The organism is Pseudomonas chlororaphis subsp. aurantiaca, assembly GCF_013466605.1.
GTDB classification, from domain to species: domain Bacteria; phylum Pseudomonadota; class Gammaproteobacteria; order Pseudomonadales; family Pseudomonadaceae; genus Aquipseudomonas; species Aquipseudomonas chlororaphis_I.
Window position 1 is genome coordinate 6,071,080 of sequence record NZ_CP059162.1, and the last position, 18,495, is coordinate 6,089,574.

General features: G+C 62.1%; 18 protein-coding genes. 9 read left to right on the plus strand and 9 right to left on the minus strand.

Annotated elements, in window-relative coordinates:
• Positions 1–134: 134 nt before the first annotated feature.
• The 4 genes from H0I86_RS27765 (at position 135) to lnt (ending at position 4,282) form a co-directional block, all read left to right on the plus strand.
• Complete coding sequence (locus H0I86_RS27765) at positions 135–1,154, plus strand: PhoH family protein (protein ID WP_180922919.1); 1,020 nt, start codon at positions 135–137, stop codon at positions 1,152–1,154.
• On the plus strand, positions 1,147–1,641 hold the full coding sequence (ybeY, locus tag H0I86_RS27770; RefSeq protein WP_180922920.1) for an rRNA maturation RNase YbeY: 495 nt from the start codon (positions 1,147–1,149) through the stop codon (positions 1,639–1,641). Before H0I86_RS27765 ends, ybeY begins: the two co-directional genes overlap by 8 nt.
• A gap of 5 nt (positions 1,642–1,646) precedes the next feature.
• Positions 1,647–2,486: a CorC family transporter gene (locus H0I86_RS27775; protein WP_180922921.1), complete on the plus strand. Its 840-nt coding sequence runs from the start codon at positions 1,647–1,649 to the stop codon at positions 2,484–2,486.
• 260 nt (positions 2,487–2,746) lie between these two features.
• Complete coding sequence (lnt, locus tag H0I86_RS27780) at positions 2,747–4,282, plus strand: apolipoprotein N-acyltransferase (RefSeq protein WP_373369381.1); 1,536 nt, start codon at positions 2,747–2,749, stop codon at positions 4,280–4,282.
• 72 nt (positions 4,283–4,354) lie between these two features.
• Here lnt and H0I86_RS27785 read toward each other — a convergent pair whose 3' ends face one another.
• A complete protein-coding gene (locus H0I86_RS27785; protein WP_081359661.1) occupies positions 4,355–5,125 on the minus strand; it encodes a YdcF family protein in 771 nt (256 codons plus the stop codon).
• Between the two features lie 127 nt (positions 5,126–5,252).
• Entirely contained in the window at positions 5,253–5,573 is a 321-nt protein-coding gene (locus H0I86_RS27790; RefSeq protein ID WP_180922922.1) for a hypothetical protein, read from the minus strand.
• 260 nt (positions 5,574–5,833) lie between these two features.
• On the opposite strand from H0I86_RS27790, the gene leuS reads away from it, so the two are divergent.
• The 5 genes from leuS to H0I86_RS27815 all read left to right on the plus strand — a co-directional run bounded on the left by leuS (position 5,834) and on the right by H0I86_RS27815 (position 11,912).
• Positions 5,834–8,440 carry a leucine--tRNA ligase gene (gene leuS, locus H0I86_RS27795; RefSeq protein WP_180922923.1) on the plus strand — a complete coding sequence of 869 codons (2,607 nt, stop codon included), beginning with the start codon at positions 5,834–5,836 and terminating at the stop codon, positions 8,438–8,440.
• Between the two features lie 88 nt (positions 8,441–8,528).
• Positions 8,529–9,134, plus strand: coding sequence for an LPS-assembly lipoprotein LptE (locus tag H0I86_RS27800; protein ID WP_180922924.1), 606 nt, complete (start codon positions 8,529–8,531; stop codon positions 9,132–9,134).
• A 39-nt stretch (positions 9,135–9,173) separates the two neighbouring features.
• Entirely contained in the window at positions 9,174–10,211 is a 1,038-nt protein-coding gene (gene holA / locus H0I86_RS27805) for a DNA polymerase III subunit delta (protein WP_180922925.1), read from the plus strand.
• Between the two features lie 155 nt (positions 10,212–10,366).
• Positions 10,367–10,528 carry an alternative ribosome rescue factor ArfA gene (gene arfA / locus H0I86_RS27810; protein WP_007927093.1) on the plus strand — a complete coding sequence of 54 codons (162 nt, stop codon included), beginning with the start codon at positions 10,367–10,369 and terminating at the stop codon, positions 10,526–10,528.
• Between the two features lie 61 nt (positions 10,529–10,589).
• Positions 10,590–11,912, plus strand: a complete 1,323-nt coding sequence (locus H0I86_RS27815) for a lytic murein transglycosylase (RefSeq protein ID WP_180922926.1) — start codon at positions 10,590–10,592, stop codon at positions 11,910–11,912.
• A 75-nt stretch (positions 11,913–11,987) separates the two neighbouring features.
• On the opposite strand, the gene H0I86_RS27820 is transcribed toward H0I86_RS27815, so the two are convergent.
• The 7 genes from H0I86_RS27820 to mltB form a co-directional block, all read right to left on the minus strand.
• Positions 11,988–12,935, minus strand: coding sequence for a S66 peptidase family protein (locus tag H0I86_RS27820; protein WP_180922927.1), 948 nt, complete (start codon positions 12,933–12,935; stop codon positions 11,988–11,990).
• 167 nt (positions 12,936–13,102) lie between these two features.
• A complete protein-coding gene (gene lipA, locus H0I86_RS27825) occupies positions 13,103–14,125 on the minus strand; it encodes a lipoyl synthase (RefSeq protein WP_007927101.1) in 1,023 nt (340 codons plus the stop codon).
• 1 nt (position 14,126) lies between these two features.
• Positions 14,127–14,774 carry a lipoyl(octanoyl) transferase LipB gene (gene lipB, locus H0I86_RS27830; protein ID WP_180922928.1) on the minus strand — a complete coding sequence of 216 codons (648 nt, stop codon included), beginning with the start codon at positions 14,772–14,774 and terminating at the stop codon, positions 14,127–14,129.
• On the minus strand, positions 14,774–15,049 hold the full coding sequence (locus H0I86_RS27835) for a DUF493 domain-containing protein (protein WP_008152827.1): 276 nt from the start codon (positions 15,047–15,049) through the stop codon (positions 14,774–14,776). The genes lipB and H0I86_RS27835 overlap by 1 nt, the downstream gene beginning before the upstream one ends.
• An 80-nt stretch (positions 15,050–15,129) precedes the next feature.
• Entirely contained in the window at positions 15,130–16,287 is a 1,158-nt protein-coding gene (locus tag H0I86_RS27840) for a D-alanyl-D-alanine carboxypeptidase family protein (protein WP_180922929.1), read from the minus strand.
• 184 nt (positions 16,288–16,471) lie between these two features.
• Complete coding sequence (locus tag H0I86_RS27845; protein WP_180922930.1) at positions 16,472–17,473, minus strand: septal ring lytic transglycosylase RlpA family protein; 1,002 nt, start codon at positions 17,471–17,473, stop codon at positions 16,472–16,474.
• The gene (mltB, locus tag H0I86_RS27850; protein ID WP_180922931.1) at positions 17,473–18,486 is read right to left on the minus strand and encodes a lytic murein transglycosylase B; all 1,014 of its coding nucleotides are present in this window, start codon (positions 18,484–18,486) and stop codon (positions 17,473–17,475) included. The genes H0I86_RS27845 and mltB overlap by 1 nt, the downstream gene beginning before the upstream one ends.
• Positions 18,487–18,495: the final 9 nt, after the last annotated feature.

Consider the following 18,495-nt stretch of genomic DNA (forward strand, 5'->3'; position numbering starts at 1 on the left):
ACGCCACCGCCGGGAAGCCGGCCCCAAGGAAAATGTGGCGAAAGACATTGCTCGTATAAGAGCTTTCGCACCCAGGCCTCTGGCGTTATCCTTGATTTCATCCTTTATTGCCGTTGGGCGGCTAAAAAACGACCTTGAACGCACCCATAGAACCACATCGCTTTATCCTCGAGCCCTTTGAGGCTCGCCGCTTCGCCAATCTGTGCGGGCAGTTCGACGAGCATTTGCGCTTGATCGAACAGCGCCTGACCATCGAGATCCGCAACCGCGGCAATCAGTTCGAGCTGATCGGCGAACCCAAGCACACCACCTCCGCGGAAAACCTCCTGCGCCGCCTGTACCGGGAAACCAAGGGTACCGAGCTGTCGCCGGACATGGTGCACCTGTTCCTCCAGGAATCCGCCGTCGAAGAACTGGACAATCACCCTGTCGCCGAAGCGGCCGTGGCCCTGCGCACCAAAAAAGGCATGATTCGCCCACGCGGCGTGAATCAGCAGCGCTACGTCAAGGAAATCCTCGGCAACGACATCAACTTCGGCATCGGCCCGGCCGGTACCGGCAAGACCTACCTGGCCGTGGCCTGTGCGGTAGACGCACTGGAGCGCGAGCAGGTACGGCGCATCCTGCTGGTACGCCCGGCGGTCGAGGCCGGCGAGAAGCTCGGCTTCCTGCCCGGCGACCTGGCCCAGAAGATCGACCCGTACCTGCGCCCGTTGTATGACGCCCTGTATGAAATGCTCGGCTTCGAACATGTCGCCAAGCTGATCGAGCGCCAGGTCATCGAGATTGCGCCGCTGGCGTATATGCGCGGCCGTACGCTGAACAACAGCTTCATCATCCTCGACGAAAGCCAGAACACCACCGTCGAGCAAATGAAAATGTTCCTGACCCGGATCGGCTTCGGCTCCACCGCCGTGATCACGGGCGACATCACCCAGGTCGACCTGCCCAAGGGCACCAAGTCCGGCCTGGCCCATGTGATCAACGTCCTCAAGGATGTGCCGGGCATCAGCTTTACCCACTTCATGCCCAAGGACGTGGTGCGCCATCCGCTGGTGCAGCGCATCGTCGAAGCCTACGAGCGCTTCGAGCAGCGCGTGGCCGACGAGTCCGCCCAGCCCACCGCGGAAAAGGGCAATCGCCACGATGCTTGAGCTTGATCTGCAGCTTGAAAGCCGGGGAACTGCTCCCAGCGAAGCCCTGTTCCGCCAATGGTGTGAGCTGGCCCTGCGCCAGCGCACCGCCGATTCGGAACTGACCATCCGTCTGGTGGACGAGCCCGAAGGCCACGAACTGAACCGCACCTGGCGGCAGAAGGACTATGCCACCAACGTCCTGTCGTTCCCCGCCGATGTGCCGGACGAGCTGCTGGACATTCCATTGCTCGGCGACCTGGTGATCTGCGTCGAAGTGGTCGAGCGCGAAGCCGCCGAACAAGGCAAGGACCTCCAGGCCCACTGGGCCCATCTGGTGATTCACGGCTGCTTGCATCTATTGGGTTACGACCACATAGATGACGACGAAGCCGAAGAAATGGAAGCACTGGAACGAACGTTGCTTGCAGAACTGGGTCATCCCGACCCTTATGCGGACGACGAAACCGAAGAACATCCATCTGTAACAACCAAGGATTTAGAGTAATCGCTATGAGCGAAGACCGATCGAGCAGCGGGCAAAAGTCGTGGCTGGGAAAACTGACCCAGGCTTTTGCCCATGAGCCGAAAAACCGCCAGGAGCTGCTGGAGCTGCTGCGCGAAGCCCATCAGAACAAGTTGCTGGACAGCGAAGCGCTGGCCATCGTCGAAGGCGCCATCCAGGTCGCTGACCTGCAGGTACGGGACATCATGGTTCCGCGCTCGCAGATGATCAGCATCAAGGCGACCCAGACTCCCCGCGAATTCCTGCCGTCCGTCCTCGATTCCGCGCACTCGCGGTATCCGGTGATCGGCGAAAGCCATGACGACGTCATGGGCGTTCTGCTGGCCAAGGACCTGCTGCCGCTGATCCTCAGGGAGAACGGCGACAGCTTCAACATCAAGGATCTGCTGCGTCCAGCGACCTTCGTGCCCGAGTCCAAGCGCCTGAACGTGCTGCTGCGCGAGTTCCGCGCCAACCACAACCACATGGCCATCGTCATCGACGAATACGGCGGTGTGGCGGGGCTGGTGACCATCGAGGACGTGCTGGAACAGATCGTCGGCGACATCGAAGACGAGCACGACGTCGAGGAAGACAGCTACATCAAGCCGCTGCCGAGCGGCGATTTCCTGATCAAGGCGCTGACGCCGATCGAGAATTTCAACGAGTTCTTCGACAGCGAGTTCTCCGACGACGAGTTCGACACCGTCGGCGGCCTGGTGATGAGCGCGTTCGGGCACCTGCCTAAACGCAACGAAATCACCGAAATCGGTGCCTATCGCTTCCGTATCCTGAATGCCGACAGCCGTCGGATTCATCTGCTGCGACTAACACCTATCCCCCGCTAAGGAAAAGGCGTGTCATCTGCTCTTTCCTGCGTCGCGTTGTCGCCTGAAAGCTGGCCTGGCAAGGCGCAGTCCGCAGGAAATGGCATTGCCTTTCCAAAGACTGCAACACAGCATGGCCAGCTTTCAGGCACAACCCGAAAGGCCGGGCCTGCTGTTGCGCAGGGCTGCGTTACTCGTCGTTCATTTGAAAAAACCAAACCACACTCCTCGCGCCTTGCCCTGCGCAACAGCAGGCTCCGGCGCGACACAGGAAAGAGCAGATGACACGCCTCTTGCTGCGCTTAACCCGCCCCGGCTGGCCCGGTAACCTGCTGGCCATGGCGGCTGGCGCAATCACCACCCTGGCCCTGGCGCCGTATGACATCTGGCCGCTGGCACTGCTGGCGGTCGGCTTCTTTTATGCCAGCCTGCGCGAACTGAGCCCGCGTCAGGCGCTGTGGCGCGGCTGGTGTTTCGGCTTCGGTCTGTTTGCCGCCGGCACCAGCTGGATCTACGTCAGCATCCATACCTACGGTGGCGCCTCGGTACTGCTGGCCAGTTTGCTGATGCTGGCCTTCATTGCCGCCATCGCCTTCTTTTTCGCCCTGCCGGCCTGGCTCTGGGCGCGCTGGCTGCGTCGCAATGAGGCGCCCCTCGCCGACGCCCTGGCCTTCGCCGCCCTTTGGGTGGGCCAGGAAGCCTTCCGCGGCTGGTTCCTGACAGGTTTCCCCTGGCTCTACTCCGGCTACAGCCAGCTCGACGGCCCTCTGGCCGGCCTGGCCCCGCTGGGTGGCATGTGGCTGATCTCCTTTACCCTGGCGCTGACCGCCGCCCTGCTCTACAACCTGCCGGGCCTGATCCGTGCCGGGCGCAAGGGGTTTATCGCCGCCGGCCTGGTGCTGCTGGTCGCCCCCTGGGTGATCGGCATCGCGCTCAAGGGACACGCCTGGACCAGCCCGTCGGGCGAGCCGCTGACCGTGGCGGCGATCCAGGGCAATATCGAACAGAGCCTGAAGTGGGACCCTGCACAACTCAACTCCCAGCTGGCGCTGTACCGCGACATGAGCTTCGGCTCCAAGCGCGTGGATCTGCTGGTGTGGCCGGAAACCGCGGTGCCGGTGCTCAAGGAGTCGGCCGAAGGTTATCTGAGCATGATGGGCAACTTCGCCGCCGACCGGCATTCGGCACTGATTACCGGCGTACCGATCCGCCAGGAAGTGCACCATCAGAAACGCTACTTCAACGGCATTACCGTGGTCGGCGAAGGCGATGGCGAATACCTCAAGCAGAAGCTCGTGCCATTCGGTGAATACGTGCCCTTGCAAGACCTGTTGCGCGGTTTGATCGCGTTCTTCGACCTGCCCATGTCGGACTTCGCCCGCGGCCCCGCCGACCAGCCTTTGCTGCAAGCCAAGGGCTACCAGATCGCGCCGTTCATCTGCTATGAGGTGGTGTATCCGGAATTCGCCGCCAGCCTGTCAGCCCGCAGCGATCTGCTGCTGACCATCAGCAACGACACCTGGTTCGGCACTTCGATCGGCCCGCTGCAACACTTGCAGATGGCCCAGATGCGCGCCCTGGAAGCCGGCCGCTGGATGATCCGCGCCACCAACAACGGCGTGACCGGCCTGATCGATCCGTTCGGCAAGATCACCGTGCAGATTCCACAGTTCGAACGCGGAATTCTTTATGGCGAGGTGGTGCCGATGCACAACCTGACGCCTTATCTGCAGTGGCGCTCCTGGCCACTGATCATTGTGAGTGTCCTGCTGTTCGGCTGGGCCCTGCTGGCCAGCCGGATCGCCAAGATCGTCTGACCTCATCGCGAGCCTGCTCGCTCCTGCCGGGGGATTTGCAATTCCTGCGGGAGCGGCTGGCTCGAGATGAACCTAGTCCTCTCCACGATAAAACAGCTTGTAGCCCACCAGCCCCACCGCCTCGTTCAGCAACTGGCCGCTCTGCCAGATCGACTTGAACTCCGGCATCCAGCCGCCCAGCGGCCTGGCATTATCCACCCCGAGGAATCCCACGGGAGCCGGCACCACGGTGAATCCTGCCTGCTCGAAACTCCAGACAGCCCGCTGCATATGCCAGGCCTGGGTGACCAGCACTATACGTTTGACACCTTGTGGCTCCAGCACTTGCGCGGTGAATTGGGCGTTTTCCCAGGTCGTGCGGCTGCGCCCTTCCTGCCAGCGCACCTTCACGTCGAAATCGTTCAGCAGCGACTCGGCCATCAGCGCCGCCTCCGTAGGCGGCGTGCCGTAGTGCAGGCCTCCACTGGTCAGGATCGGCAACCCGGAAGCCTTGGCCAGGCGCGCCGCATAACGCTGGCGCTCGAGCCCGACCCCGGTCGGCTGGTCGCTGCCCCAGGCCGGATCGCCACGCTCCCGTCCCGAGCCCAGCACCACGATCGCATCGGCCTGTTCGGCCAGGGTCGACCACTGGCTTTGCGTCAGCGCCGGCTCACTTTCCAGGGCACTCGCGCCCCACTCCACCATCACAGGCAGGCTCATCAACCAGAACCCGCCCAGGCCGAGGGCAAAACACACACCGGCCAGTCGCGGCCTCGAGCGGCGAAACCACCAGGCGAACAGAAGCAACAGCAACAGAAGGCCGGGCGGCAGGAGCAGTTGTTTGACGAAATAACGAAAAGGCATCGAGCATCTCCAAAGATGCTCGAAGCCTAAGTGGGTAAAAGCAAAGCAACAACAGATACGAAACAGATTTTGTGCACAAGGTACGCGGCGTTGACGCTGCGCAGATGCCCGAATGGGCTGCGCAGACTCACTTGAAGTGCAGGGATCGGACCTTTGCCGCATCCCGGGCGGGCACCTTGTCTTTCAACCAGATGACCTTGGCCGAATGTGGAGTCACTTCGTGCCTCAGGCATTCGAGCACGCTCAATTGCGTCTCACGCTCGCTACGATCCAGATAGGCTTTGATCACCTCGAGCTCGGCATGACTCAGGCCCCGCAGCTCCAACTCCGCAGGACGCTCATTACGCAAGCTTCCTGCTGTTCTCGCTGTATCCAGGGCCAAAGCCAGACGATCTATCAATCGTTCGTACAACTCGGGTTTTGTAACTTTCCGCTGCGACTCAACCATCCACTCACCTCATGAAAGTAAGACTCACTCCCCTTTTTGAGCTTAGCCGCACTGCCGAAACCGGCCGGGTGCCGCGACCAACGGCCCACGGCGCGTAATCAGGGTTTCCCTCGGTAGAGCACGGTCATGTATGCTACGGCGCTTCCTGTAACTCCACTTCCAGCTCGACTGGGTAGCGAAAACGCCACATTTGGCGTCACCACCGCCCAACGTTGCATTGAAGAGGATTAGGCCACCCCCTATTCAGTTCAAAAGTAGCCATGCACGAACACTATCAGCCCCGTGAAATCGAAGCCGCCGCCCAGTCGTTCTGGGATGAGCAAAAGTCCTTTGAAGTCAGTGAACAGCCAGGCAAGGAGACTTACTACTGCCTGTCGATGTTCCCTTACCCCAGCGGCAAGCTACACATGGGGCACGTGCGTAACTACACCATCGGCGACGTGATTTCCCGCTACCAGCGCATGCAAGGCAAGAACGTGCTGCAACCCATGGGTTGGGATGCCTTCGGCATGCCGGCGGAAAACGCCGCGATGAAGAACAACGTCGCACCGGCCAAGTGGACCTACGAAAACATCGCCTACATGAAGTCCCAGCTGCGCAGCCTGGGCCTGGCGGTGGACTGGTCCCGCGAAGTCACTACCTGCAAGCCGGACTACTACCGCTGGGAACAATGGCTGTTCACTCGCCTGTTCGAAAAAGGCGTGATCTACCGCAAGAACGGCACCGTGAACTGGGACCCGGTCGACCAGACCGTCCTGGCCAACGAACAGGTGATCGACGGTCGCGGCTGGCGCTCCGGCGCGCTGATCGAAAAACGCGAAATCCCGATGTACTACTTCAAGATCACCGCCTACGCGGATGAGCTGCTGGAGAGTCTCGACGAGCTGCCGGGCTGGCCCGAGCAGGTCAAGACCATGCAACGCAACTGGATCGGCAAATCCCGTGGCATGGAAGTGCAATTCCCCTACGACCAGGCCTCCATCGGCGAAGCGGGCGCACTGAAAGTCTTCACCACCCGCCCTGACACCCTGATGGGCGCGACCTACGTTGCCGTGGCCGCCGAGCACCCGCTGGCCACCCTGGCGGCGCAGAACGACCCGGCGCTGCAAGCCTTTATCGCCGAGTGCAAGGGCGGCAGCGTCGCCGAAGCCGACATCGCCACTCAAGAGAAGAAAGGCCTGCCGACTTCGCTGTTCGTCGAACACCCGCTGACCGGTGAAAAACTCCCGGTATGGGTCGCTAACTACGTGCTGATGCACTACGGCGATGGCGCGGTAATGGCTGTTCCGGCGCACGACGAGCGCGACTACGAATTCGCCACCAAGTACAACCTGCCGATCAAGAACGTGGTGCGCACCAGCGCTGGCGACGAAACGCCTGCGCCTTGGCAGGACGCCTACGGCGAGCACGGCGAACTGATCAACTCCGGCGAGTTCAACGGCCTGGATTTTGCCGGCGCCTTCGACGCCATCGAAGTGGCCCTGCTGAAGAAAAACCTCGGACAATCCCGTACCCAGTTCCGCCTGCGCGACTGGGGCATCAGCCGCCAGCGCTACTGGGGCTGCCCGATCCCGATCATCCACTGCGACAGCTGCGGCGATGTACCGGTACCGGAAGACCAACTGCCGGTAGTACTGCCGGAAGACGTGGTGCCGGACGGCGCCGGCTCGCCACTGGCGCGCATGCCCGAGTTCTACGAGTGCAGCTGCCCGAAATGCGGCAAGCCTGCCAAGCGTGAAACCGACACCATGGACACCTTCGTCGAGTCCTCGTGGTACTACGCCCGCTACGCCTCGCCAAAATACGAGGGCGGCCTGGTCGACCCGGCTGCGGCCAACCACTGGCTGCCGGTGGACCAGTACATCGGCGGTATCGAACACGCGATCCTGCACCTGCTCTACGCCCGCTTCTTCCACAAGCTGATGCGCGACGAGGGCCTGGTCAGCTCCAACGAGCCGTTCAAGAACCTGCTGACGCAAGGCATGGTGGTCGCCGAGACCTACTACCGTCGCGAAGCCAACGGTGCCTACACCTGGTACAACCCGGCCGATGTCGAGCTGGAGCGTGACAGCAAGGCCAAGATCGTCGGCGCCAAGCTGATCAGCGATGGCCTGCCGGTGGAAATCGGCGGTACCGAGAAAATGGCCAAGTCGAAGAACAACGGCGTCGACCCTCAGTCGATGATCGAGCAGTACGGCGCGGACACCTGCCGCCTGTTCATGATGTTCGCATCGCCGCCTGACATGAGCCTGGAATGGTCCGACTCCGGCGTCGAGGGTGCCCACCGCTTCCTCAAGCGCGTCTGGCGCCTGGCTCAGGCTCACGTAGCCCAGGGCCTGCCAGGCACGCTGGAGCTGGGTGCGCTGAACGACGAACAGAAAGTCATTCGTCGCGCCATCCACCTGGCGATCAAGCAAGCCAGCCAGGACGTCGGCCAGAACCACAAATTCAACACCGCCATCGCTCAGGTCATGACGCTGATGAACGTGCTGGAAAAAGCACCACAAGCCACCCCGCAGGACCGTGCCCTGTTGCAGGAAGGCCTGGAAACCGTGGCCCTGCTGCTGGCGCCGATTACCCCGCACATCAGCCACGAGCTGTGGAGCCAGCTGGGTCGCAGCGGCGCCATCATCGACGCCGGCTGGCCGGTACTGGATGAGAATGCGCTGGTTCAGGACAGCCTGCAGTTGGTCATTCAAGTGAATGGCAAACTGCGTGGCCAGATCGAAATGCCGGCCAGCGCCAGCCGTGAAGAGATCGAAGCTGCCGCTCGGAGCAACGAGAACGTGCTGCGCTTCACCGAAGGCCTGACGATTCGTAAAGTGATCGTCGTGCCTGGCAAGCTGGTCAATATCGTCGCTAGCTAATTGGATCAGGCGTCAGCCCAAGGCTGACGCCGAATAAAACCTCCAGGGCCGCCCTGTCGGCCCACATGGTTTCAAGGGGAGCAACAAGATGATCAAACGCAACCTCCTGGTGATGGGCCTGGCCGTACTGCTGAGCGCCTGCGGCTTTCAGCTGCGCGGTACCGGCACCACCGAACTGGCGATCAAGGAGCTCGACCTGAGCGCCCGCAACGCTTACGGCGAAACCGTGACCCAGCTGCGCCAGGTCCTGCAGAGCAGTGGCGTCAAGGTCTATGCCGGCGCGCCTTACAAGCTGGTGCTGACCCGCGAACAGGAATCCCAGCGCAGCCTCAGCTACGCGGGTGCCGGTCGTTCGGCCGAGTATGAGCTGACCACCGTGCTGAACTACGAAATCCAGGGCCAGAACAACCTGCCCCTGCTCAGCGACAAGCTGCAAGTGCAGAAGATCTACATCCACGACGGTAACAACCTGGTGGGTTCCGACCAGGAGTCGCTGGAAGTACGCAAGGAAATGCGCCGCGACCTGGTGCAGAACATGATGCTGCGCCTGCAACTGCTGACCCCGACCCAGTTGGACCAGTTGCAGCAGACCGCGGATGCCCGTGCCAAGGCCGAAGCCGAGGCGCTGGAAGCCGCGCAGAAGGCTGAGGCGGAAACCCCGCAACAGTCGCCCATGCAACTGCCGAACCAGTAAGTCTCGTGGGGCGTGCAAGCGCCCCGCTTGCCCTTCCTTATGAAACTCGCCCCCGCTCAACTCGGCAAACACCTGCAAGGCACGCTCGCACCGGTCTACGTCATCAGTGGCGACGACCCGTTGCTGTGCCAGGAAGCCGCCGACGCCATTCGCAGCGCCGCCCGCCAGCAGGGCTTCGACGAGCGCCAGGTATTCAGCGCCGACGCCAATTTCGATTGGGGGACGCTGCTGCAAGCCGGTGCGAGCATGTCGCTATTCGCCGAAAAGCGCCTGCTGGAACTGCGCCTGCCTTCGGGAAAGCCCGGTGACAAAGGCGCGGCGGCCTTCATCGAATACTGCTCACGGCCGGCCGAAGACACCCTGCTGCTGATCAGCCTGCCCAAGCTCGATGGCAGCGCGCAAAAGACCAAATGGGGCAAGGCCCTGATCGACGGCGAGCAGACCCAGTTCATCCAGATCTGGCCGGTGGATGCCAGCCAGTTGCCGCAGTGGATTCGCCAACGCCTGTCCCAGGCTGGGCTTTCCGCCAGCCAGGACGCCGTGGAACTCATCGCGGCCAGGGTCGAAGGCAATCTGCTGGCCGCGGCCCAGGAAATCGAAAAGCTCAAGCTGATGGCCGAAGGCGGCCAGATCACGGTGGAAACCGTGCAAGCGGCAGTCGCCGACAGTGCGCGCTTCGATGTTTTCGGACTGGTGGACGCCATCCTCAATGGCGAGGCCGCGCATACCCTGCGCATGCTCGAAGGCCTGCGCGGCGAAGGTGTCGAGCCTCCGGTGATTCTCTGGGCGCTGTCCCGGGAGCTGCGGTCGCTGGCCAATATGTCGTTGCAATACAGCCAGGGCACTCCGCTGGATAAAGTGTTCAGCCAGGCCCGCCCGCCCGTCTGGGACAAACGCAAGCCGCTGATGAGCAAGGCCCTGCAGCGCTATTCCGCGCCGCGCTGGGCGCAATTGCTGCTCGATGCCCAGCGTATCGATGCGCAGATCAAGGGGCAGGCCGCCGGCTCGCCCTGGAGCAGCCTGAGCCGCCTGTCACTGCTGATGGCCGGACAACGCCTGCCTCTCCCCGCCGAATAAAGCCAACGTCCCGCCGAAGCGAACAAGCCCGTTCCTACAGAAAATGGGGGAATCGACGAGGACTGCTGAAAAACCCTACACATCACGGGGCTGGACAGCAGGGGCAAGCTGGCCGATCATCTGCCGCGCAAACCCACCTCAAGCGAGAACCCAAAATGAGCAAGCCATCCAAGCATGGCCCCAACAAGGCCAAATCCATCATCGCCCAGCCCCTGTTCCGCAGCCGCCAGGAACGACCCGCCAAGGGCAAAGGCAGCTACCGCCGCGAAGCCTTCCAGTCTAAAAGCTGGGAGGCTTCTTACTTTCTGGCTGCATAAAGCGGAGAACCCCGCCGGCGTGATAAGGTCTGTATCTGATTCGTATTCTCTGGACCTGTGCATGCCCTTCTGTCTTTCCCGTCGTTGGCACCTGCGCCAACTGATCGCTGCCTCCAGCCTTGCCCTGCTCGTCGCCTGCGCGGAAAAACCCACCGCCGCCGATGCCCAGCCACTCCAAAGCATTCAAGCCGCCCCTCTCGCCGCGCCTGCAACCGTCGCTCCGCTGGCCGTCGACAACCTGGATATCCAGCCAACCCAGACCTTTGCCCAATGGCAGGCAGGTTTCCGTGTCGAAGCCCTGAACGCAGGGATCCGCGCCGATATTTTCGACCGTGCGTTCGCCGGCATCACCCCGGACATGGGCGTGATCAAGGCCGACCGTAGCCAGCCGGAATTCACCCGGCCGGTATGGGAGTACCTCGACGGCGCCCTGTCGCCGCTGCGCGTGCGCAAGGGCCAGGCGCTGATCAATCAGTACGCCGACATCCTGCAGCAGATCGAACAGCGTTATGGCGTCGATCGCCAGGCGCTGGTGGCGGTCTGGGGCATGGAAAGCAATTTCGGTGAGTTCCAGGGCAACAAATCGGTCATCCGCTCCCTCGCGACCCTGGCCTACGAAGGCCGTCGCCCGGCTTTCGCCAATAGCCAGCTGCTCGCCGCCCTGCAGATCCTCCAGCACGGCGATATTCAACCCGAGAAGATGCTCGGTTCCTGGGCCGGTGCGATGGGACAGACCCAGTTCATCCCAACCACCTACAACACCCACGCCGTGGACTTCGACGGCGATGGCCGCCGCGATATCTGGAACAGCCCGGCCGACGCCCTGGCCTCGACCGCGCACTATCTGCAAAGCTCCGGCTGGCAGAAAGGCCAGCCATGGGGTTTCGAAGTGGAGCTGGCGAACGGCTTCGACTATGCGCTGGCGGACGGTGCGATCCGTAAACCGGTATCCGAGTGGATGCGCCTGGGCATGAAGCTGCCCAACGGCGCCAGCGTTCCGCCAGGCTCCGAGCAGCTTTCGGCGGCCTTGCTGCTGCCAGCGGGTTATCGCGGTCCGGCGTTCCTGATCCTCGACAATTTCCGCGCCGTTCTGAAGTACAACAACTCCTCGTCCTATGCCCTGGCGGTGAACCTGTTGTCGCAACGCTTCAACGGTTCAGGCTTGATCAACGGCGTCTGGCCGAAAGACGACATGCCCCTCAGCCGCTCCGAGCGCATCGAGCTGCAGAACCTGCTCAGCGCCAACAATTACGATGCCGGCAACCCGGACGGCATTATCGGCGCCAATACCCGCAAGGCGATTCGCAGCGCGCAGCAATCGCTGGGCTGGCCTGCCGATGGCTATCCGACCCACAAGCTGCTGGAGAGCCTGCGCTCGCGTTGAGCCGGCCTGCGCGCCAATCATCAGGGTAATCGTCTTGGACACGCTCGCTCCCACAGGGGAGCGAGCACAGGCTGATCAGCCGAACACCACGTCCTGTTCCAGGATCAACTGCTTCTCCCCCGCATCCAGCCTGACCATCGCTCCCAACGGCAGGGTCAGGTTCGGATCGCAGTGGCCACTGCGCCATCCAGCCAGCACAGGAATGCGCAGGGGTTCGAAGGTCTGCTTGAGCAGCCCGGCAAGCGCCTGGGGCTCCACGCCCGCCACATCCCCCACCAGCACACCGCGAAGCCTGTCGAGCATGCCGGCCAGGCGCAGGTGCGTCAGCAGACGGTCGATCCGGTACAGCGGCTCGTTGATGTCTTCGATAAACAGAATGATGCCGTCGCCATTGATCTCGTACGGCGTGCCCATGGTCGCGGCGATCAACGACAGATTGCCCCCCAGCAGTTGGCCGCAGGCGATGCCAGGCTCGATGGTGGTCAAGGGATAAGCCGCCGGATGCGCAAGCAAACTGCCAGCCTTCAGTTGCCCCCTGAGCAGGCTGAACAGCGAGGACTCGGTCGGTGGCTGCTTGTCGCCCAGCAGGTCGGCATTGAGCATCGGCCCGTGAAAGGTCACGAACCCCGCATGACGATTGATAGCCAGATGCAGCGCGGTGATGTCGCTGTAGCCGACGAACGGCTTGGCATGGCGGCGTAGCAGGTCGTAGTCGATTCGGTCGAGCAAGCGTGGGCTGCCGTAGCCACCCCGCAGGCACAGGATGGTATCGACATCGTCATCGGCGAAAGCGCTGTGCAGGTCGTTCAGGCGGACCTCATCGCTACCGGCCAGATAGCCGTCCTTCTGCTGGACCCCGGGGTAGATCCGCAGCGAATAACCTCGAGCGCGCATCCAGCGGGCGGCTTGCTCGGTATCCAGGGCGGCGGGCCCGGCAGGTGCAATCAAGCCGATCAGCCCTTGCGAAGGCAGCGCCGGCACCGGGCGTTGCGCACAAAGGACGTCAGTCGGTTGGAGGGTCATCCAATGGTTCTCCCTGTGTGGATTCTCTAGTGCACAGTAGCCATGAAAGCGGGCAAACAGAAGTGCCGAAACGCCACGGCGCTTGCGGGAAAAGTCTATGAAGGGAGGGAGACGCGGGCGTAATGGAAGATGATGCCCGCAAGGAAAGACCTTGCGGGCGCATTACATCAGGAGACCAGGCCTTCTTTGGCCAGCTTCGCCTGCTCGTCGGCGTGGTAGGAGGAACGTACCAGCGGGCCCGAGGCGACGTTCTTGAAGCCCATCTTGTAACCTTCCTCGGCGAACCAGGCGAAGGTGTCCGGGTGCACAAAACGCTGCACCGGCAAGTGGCTGCGGGACGGTTGCAGGTACTGGCCGAGGGTCAGCATGTCGATGTCGTGCTCGCGCATGCGCTTCATGACCTCGATGACTTCGTCGTCGGTCTCGCCCAGGCCCAGCATCAGGCCGGACTTGGTCGGTACGTGCGGCACCAGTTGCTTGAACTTCTGCAGCAGAGTCAGCGACCACTGGTAGTCAGAACCCGGGCGCGCGGCCTTGTACAGGCGCGGCACGGTTTCCAGGTTGTGGTTGAACACATCCGGCGGCTCGGCGGCGGTGATTTCCAGCGCCACGTCCATGCGGCCACGGTAGTCCGGGACCAGGGTTTCCAGTTGCACGTTCGGCGACAGCTTGCGGATTTCGCGGATGCAGTCGGCAAAGTGCTGGGCACCGCCGTCGCGCAGGTCGTCGCGGTCGACCGAAGTGATCACCACGTACTTCAGGCGCAGGTCGGCGATCGCTACCGCCAGGTTCATCGGCTCATCGACGTCCAGAGGCTTCGGACGACCGTGACCGACGTCGCAGAATGGGCAGCGACGGGTGCAGATGTCGCCCATAATCATGAAGGTGGCGGTACCGCCGGAGAAGCATTCGCCCAGGTTCGGGCAGGATGCTTCTTCGCAGACGCTGTGCAATTTGTGCTTGCGCAGCAATTGCTTGATCCGGTCGACTTCCGGGGAAACCGGAATTCGCACGCGAATCCAGTCCGGTTTCTTCGGCAGTTCGGTGGTCGGGATGATCTTCACCGGGATACGCGCGACTTTCTCGGCACCGCGCAATTTAACGCCGGTTTCAACTTTCGCACGGGCCGGGCGCTCGGAAACATCCAGCGTCGGGATCAGGGTTTGCACAGCGTCTTGCGCAGTAGTCATATCAGTCGATTCCGCCCGTTAGGGTCGTCTGCTCAGCATAGTCGAGGTGTTTGACGAGCTGCGCACGCAGCCGGGCACTTACCTCGGCAAATTCAATCGGTCCTGTGTGGTCGCTCAGCTGGGTCATTGCCAGCCCGGCATAGCCACAGGGGTTAATCCGTCGAAACGGCTGCAGATCCATGTCCACGTTCAAGGCCAGGCCATGAAAGGAACAACCATGGCGGATCCGCAGGCCCAGGGAGGCGATTTTCGCGCCATCGACGTAAACGCCGGGGGCATCCGGCTTGGCCGCCGCGGTCACGCCGTAGCTGGCCAGCAGCTCGATCAGGCACTGCTCCATCCGGCTGACCAGGTCGCGCACGCCAAAACCCAAACGGCGGACATCCAGCAGCAGATAAGCCACCAGTTGGCCAGGACCGTGATAGGTCACTTGGCCACCCCGGTCGACCTGCACCACCAGGATATCCCCGGGAAGCAACAGGTGTTCGGCCTTGCCCGCCTGGCCCTGGGTAAAGACCGGCGGATGCTGCACCAGCCAGACCTCATCGGGAGCGTCGGTGCCGCGTTCGTTGGTAAAGCGTTGCATGGCCTGCCAGACCGGCTCGTAGGCCATCTGGCCGAGCTCGCGAAAGCCCAGCGTTTGTGGCATCACAGCACCATGTGCACGAAGCCGGTGGCCCGTAACTCGCTGTTGATGTCGTACAGCTGTTCTTGACCGGTGGCGATGATATGCAGCTGGATGGTCGTGTACTTGCCGTTGGTACTCTGGCGCTCGGCCAGGGTCTTGTGGTCAACGGTCGCGTGTTTTTCAAGGATCGCGATGATCTTGTCCTTGAAACCCACGCCGGTGTCGCCGATCACCTTAATCGGGTAATCCGCGCAGGGGAATTCGATCTTTGGCGCCTTTACTTCAGTGTCTGTCATGGCGTAACGGCCTCGTAAGCCGTGGCGACGGACGCGGCCCCCGCTCTACTTCAGAGCGAGGGCCACGCGGGTCGACAATATCAGTTGAACAAGCCGTAGAAGAATAGGCGGATGCTATCCCACATGCGGCGGAAGATACCACCTTCGTCGACCGCGTCCAGAGCGATCAGGTCGGCGCTGTGCACCACCTTGTCGTCCAGTTTCACTTCGACTTTACCGATCACGTCGCCCTTGGCGATAGGCGCGACCAATTGTGGATTCATGGTCATGCTGGCCGCGAGCTTCTTCAGCTGGCCTTTTGGCATGGTCATGGTCAGGTCCTGGGCCAGACCGGCCTTGACCTGGGAGGTAGTGCCTTTCCAGACAGGCGCCTGAGCCAGCTCGGTACCCTTCTGGTAGAAGGTCTGGGTTTCGAAGAAGCGGAAACCATAGGTCAGCAGCTTCTGGGTCTCGGCCGCGCGAGCCTGCTCGCTGTTGGTACCGAATACCACGGCGATCAGGCGCATGCCGTCACGCACGGCCGAGGACACCATGCAGTAGCCGGCTTCGTCGGTGTGACCGGTTTTCAGGCCATCGACGGTCTTGTCACGCCACAGCAACAGGTTGCGGTTAGGTTGCTTGATGCCGTTCCAGAAGAACTCTTTCTGCGAGTAGATCGCGTAGTGAGCCGGGTCTTCGTGAATGATGGCGCGAGCCAGGACCGCCATGTCATGCGCCGACGAGTAGTGCTCGGGGTTCGGCAGGCCGGTCGGATTCATGAAGTGGCTATTGGTCATGCCCAGGTCGCCGGCGGTCTTGTTCATCATGTCGGCAAAGGCGTCTTCGCTGCCGGCGATGTGCTCGGCAACCGCGACACTGGCGTCGTTACCCGACTGAATGATGATGCCGTGCAGCAGGTCGCTGACCGTGACCTGCGAACCGACCTTGATGAACATCCGCGAACCGCCGGTACGCCAGGCGTTCTCGCTGACGGTCACCGGGTCGTTCTCACCGATCTGGCCGCGACGGATTTCCAGGGTCGCGATGTAGGCAGTCATCAGCTTGGTCAGGCTGGCTGGCGGCAGACGCTGGTCACCATTGTTCTCCACCAGCACGTTACCGCTGCTGGCCTCCATGAGCACATAGGACTTGGCAGCCAGCTGCGGTGGCGACGGCATCACTTCTACCGCCCAGGCGGCAGGCGTGATGATCAGCGGGACAAGCAGACACAGGCGTTTGGCAAAGGTGGTGATGTTCATCCGTCTCTCGAAATTGCTAATGGAAACTTGTCCTCGCGGACAAAACTATTCAGACAGCCTTCTAAAGGGCTGTCGCGTGTTCAGTTGTTCACTCACGACCCTTGCCGGGCTTTTGTTGTACGACGAGCCAACAACCTGGGTTCACCCCTCAAATACCGCGGATGAACCATGAATCAGAATCCGATTACTCGGCGGTTACCAGGCTCGGCTGCCCCAGATTGGCCAGCCGGACACTGTTCTGCACTTGCTGGATCTCACCCGGCGAGCCGATCGGCCCCAGGCGAACCCGGTGCAGGGTCTGTTGATTGCGCACGATCGAGCTGATGAACACCGGAGCGCTCACCATCCCGCTCAGCTTCGAGCGCAGGAGCTCGGCAGCGTCCGGGTTGGCGAAGGCGCCCACCTGCAGATACTGGCCAGAGGCTTGCGCAGAAGCGTTTTTTTTTGCATCCAGCTGCACCGGCACGACGGCCGCGGCGTGCTGCTGCGGAGGTGGAGTCCATTGCTCTACAGTCCCCGTGGACGCCGTCATCACCGGCGCGGCTTTCGGCTCATTGAGCATCAAGGGTGCCGGCCGGCCGCGCTGGGCCCACCACTCCTGCGGGTCGATGCCCTCGACCTTGACCCGGGCGGTACCGATCTCGGCGTAACCGAGCTTCTTGGCCGCGGCATAGGACAAATCGATGATCCGGTCCGAATAGAACGGCCCACGGTCATTGACCCGCAGGATCACGCTCTTGTGGTTGTCCAGGTTGGTCACCCGCACATAACTCGGCAAGGGCAGGGTCTTGTGCGCGGCACTCATGCCGTACAGGTCATACACCTCGCCATTGGCGGTGTTCTGCCCGTGGAACTTGGTGCCGTACCAGGAAGCCGTGCCCGAAGCAACATAACGCTTGGATTCGGCCATCGGGAAATAGGTCTTGCCCAGCACCGTATAAGGGTTGGCCTTGTACGGACCGGTGTGCAGGGTCGGCGTGGCGTCGGGGATACGCGATACATCGACGTCCCACCAGGGCGCGCCGTCTTTGTGGGCGCGGTTGATGTCCAGGACCGGTTTCGAACGTACGGCCGTCGTCTGGCCTTTCTGTTTCGGCGCCTGGGTTGACGAACAACTGACCACCAGCAAGGACAACGCGGCAAGAGCCACCAGCTTCAGGGGTTTGCGGATTGGCGATGCCAGCATTACTTGACGCCCCGTGCTTGGACCAGCTGTTCAGAAAGCTGATGTACGGCCATGGCGTACATCACGCTGCGGTTATAACGCGTGATCGCGTAGAAATTCTTCAGCCCCATCCAGTATTCGGGGCCACTGTCACCTTCCAGGCGAAAAGCCGTGACCGGCATATCATCGCGCAGCGCATCATGACTCGACCAGCCCAGCGCCCGCAACTCCCCGACGGTTTTCGTCGGCTCGATACCAGTGGTCAGGCCTTCGTCGACCTGATCGCCACGCACTTCGGCCCGGCTGACCACCGGCTGCCCGGCCTCCCAGCCGTGACGCTTGAAATAGCTGGCGACGCTGCCGATGGCATCGTCCGGATTGGTCCAGATATTGATGTGGCCATCACCGTCGAAGTCCACAGCATAGGCGCGAAAACTGCTCGGCATGAACTGCGGCAAGCCCATGGCACCGGCGTAGGACCCCTTGAGGGTCAGCGGATCGACCTGTTCCTCGCGCGCCAGCAGCAGGAATTCGCGCAATTCCTTGCGGAAGAACTCGGCACGTGGCGGGTAATCGAAGCCCAGGGTCGACAGCGCATCGATCACCCGATAGTTACCGGTGTTGCGCCCGAAGAAGGTTTCAACGCCGATGATCGACACGATCACCTGTGCCGGAACCCCGTATTCCTGCTCGGCACGGGCCAGTACCGCCTCGTGCTGGCGCCAGAAGTCCACACCCCGGGCGATACGCGCGTCGGTGATGAACATCGGCCGGTATTCTTTCCACTGCTTGACCCGCTCGGCGGGCCGGGAAATGGCGTCGAGGATCGACTGCTTGCGCTCGGCCTCGCGAAACACCCCCATCAGCTGTTCGCCCGCGAAGCCGTAGTCGCGAGTCATTTCGCCCACGAACTCGGCCACTTGGGGCGAACCTTCGTATTCGCCGCCGGCCAGCGCTTCCTGCGCCGCACCAAGGATGCCTACCAGACCGACCCACGGCGCATACCGAGCGGTCCAGCCACGCATTACTTGCATTGAATTCTT

Bases quoted from the DNA above. Each gene is read 5' to 3' on its own strand.
- H0I86_RS27845 (WP_180922930.1), bottom strand. From the start codon at position 17,473: ATGCTGGCATCGCCAATCCGCAAACCCCTGAAGCTGGTGGCTCTTGCC.
- ybeY (WP_180922920.1), top strand. From the start codon at position 1,147: ATGCTTGAGCTTGATCTGCAGCTTGAAAGCCGGGGAACTGCTCCCAGC.
- lnt (WP_373369381.1), top strand. From the start codon at position 2,747: ATGACACGCCTCTTGCTGCGCTTAACCCGCCCCGGCTGGCCCGGTAAC.
- H0I86_RS27820 (WP_180922927.1), bottom strand. From the start codon at position 12,935: ATGACCCTCCAACCGACTGACGTCCTTTGTGCGCAACGCCCGGTGCCG.
- H0I86_RS27835 (WP_008152827.1), bottom strand. From the start codon at position 15,049: ATGACAGACACTGAAGTAAAGGCGCCAAAGATCGAATTCCCCTGCGCG.
- H0I86_RS27775 (WP_180922921.1), top strand. From the start codon at position 1,647: ATGAGCGAAGACCGATCGAGCAGCGGGCAAAAGTCGTGGCTGGGAAAA.
- mltB (WP_180922931.1), bottom strand. From the start codon at position 18,486: ATGCAAGTAATGCGTGGCTGGACCGCTCGGTATGCGCCGTGGGTCGGT.
- holA (WP_180922925.1), top strand. From the start codon at position 9,174: ATGAAACTCGCCCCCGCTCAACTCGGCAAACACCTGCAAGGCACGCTC.
- H0I86_RS27840 (WP_180922929.1), bottom strand. From the start codon at position 16,287: ATGAACATCACCACCTTTGCCAAACGCCTGTGTCTGCTTGTCCCGCTG.
- arfA (WP_007927093.1), top strand. From the start codon at position 10,367: ATGAGCAAGCCATCCAAGCATGGCCCCAACAAGGCCAAATCCATCATC.
- lipB (WP_180922928.1), bottom strand. From the start codon at position 14,774: ATGCCACAAACGCTGGGCTTTCGCGAGCTCGGCCAGATGGCCTACGAG.
- lipA (WP_007927101.1), bottom strand. From the start codon at position 14,125: ATGACTACTGCGCAAGACGCTGTGCAAACCCTGATCCCGACGCTGGAT.
- H0I86_RS27800 (WP_180922924.1), top strand. From the start codon at position 8,529: ATGATCAAACGCAACCTCCTGGTGATGGGCCTGGCCGTACTGCTGAGC.
- H0I86_RS27815 (WP_180922926.1), top strand. From the start codon at position 10,590: ATGCCCTTCTGTCTTTCCCGTCGTTGGCACCTGCGCCAACTGATCGCT.
- H0I86_RS27790 (WP_180922922.1), bottom strand. From the start codon at position 5,573: ATGGTTGAGTCGCAGCGGAAAGTTACAAAACCCGAGTTGTACGAACGA.
- leuS (WP_180922923.1), top strand. From the start codon at position 5,834: ATGCACGAACACTATCAGCCCCGTGAAATCGAAGCCGCCGCCCAGTCG.
- H0I86_RS27785 (WP_081359661.1), bottom strand. From the start codon at position 5,125: ATGCCTTTTCGTTATTTCGTCAAACAACTGCTCCTGCCGCCCGGCCTT.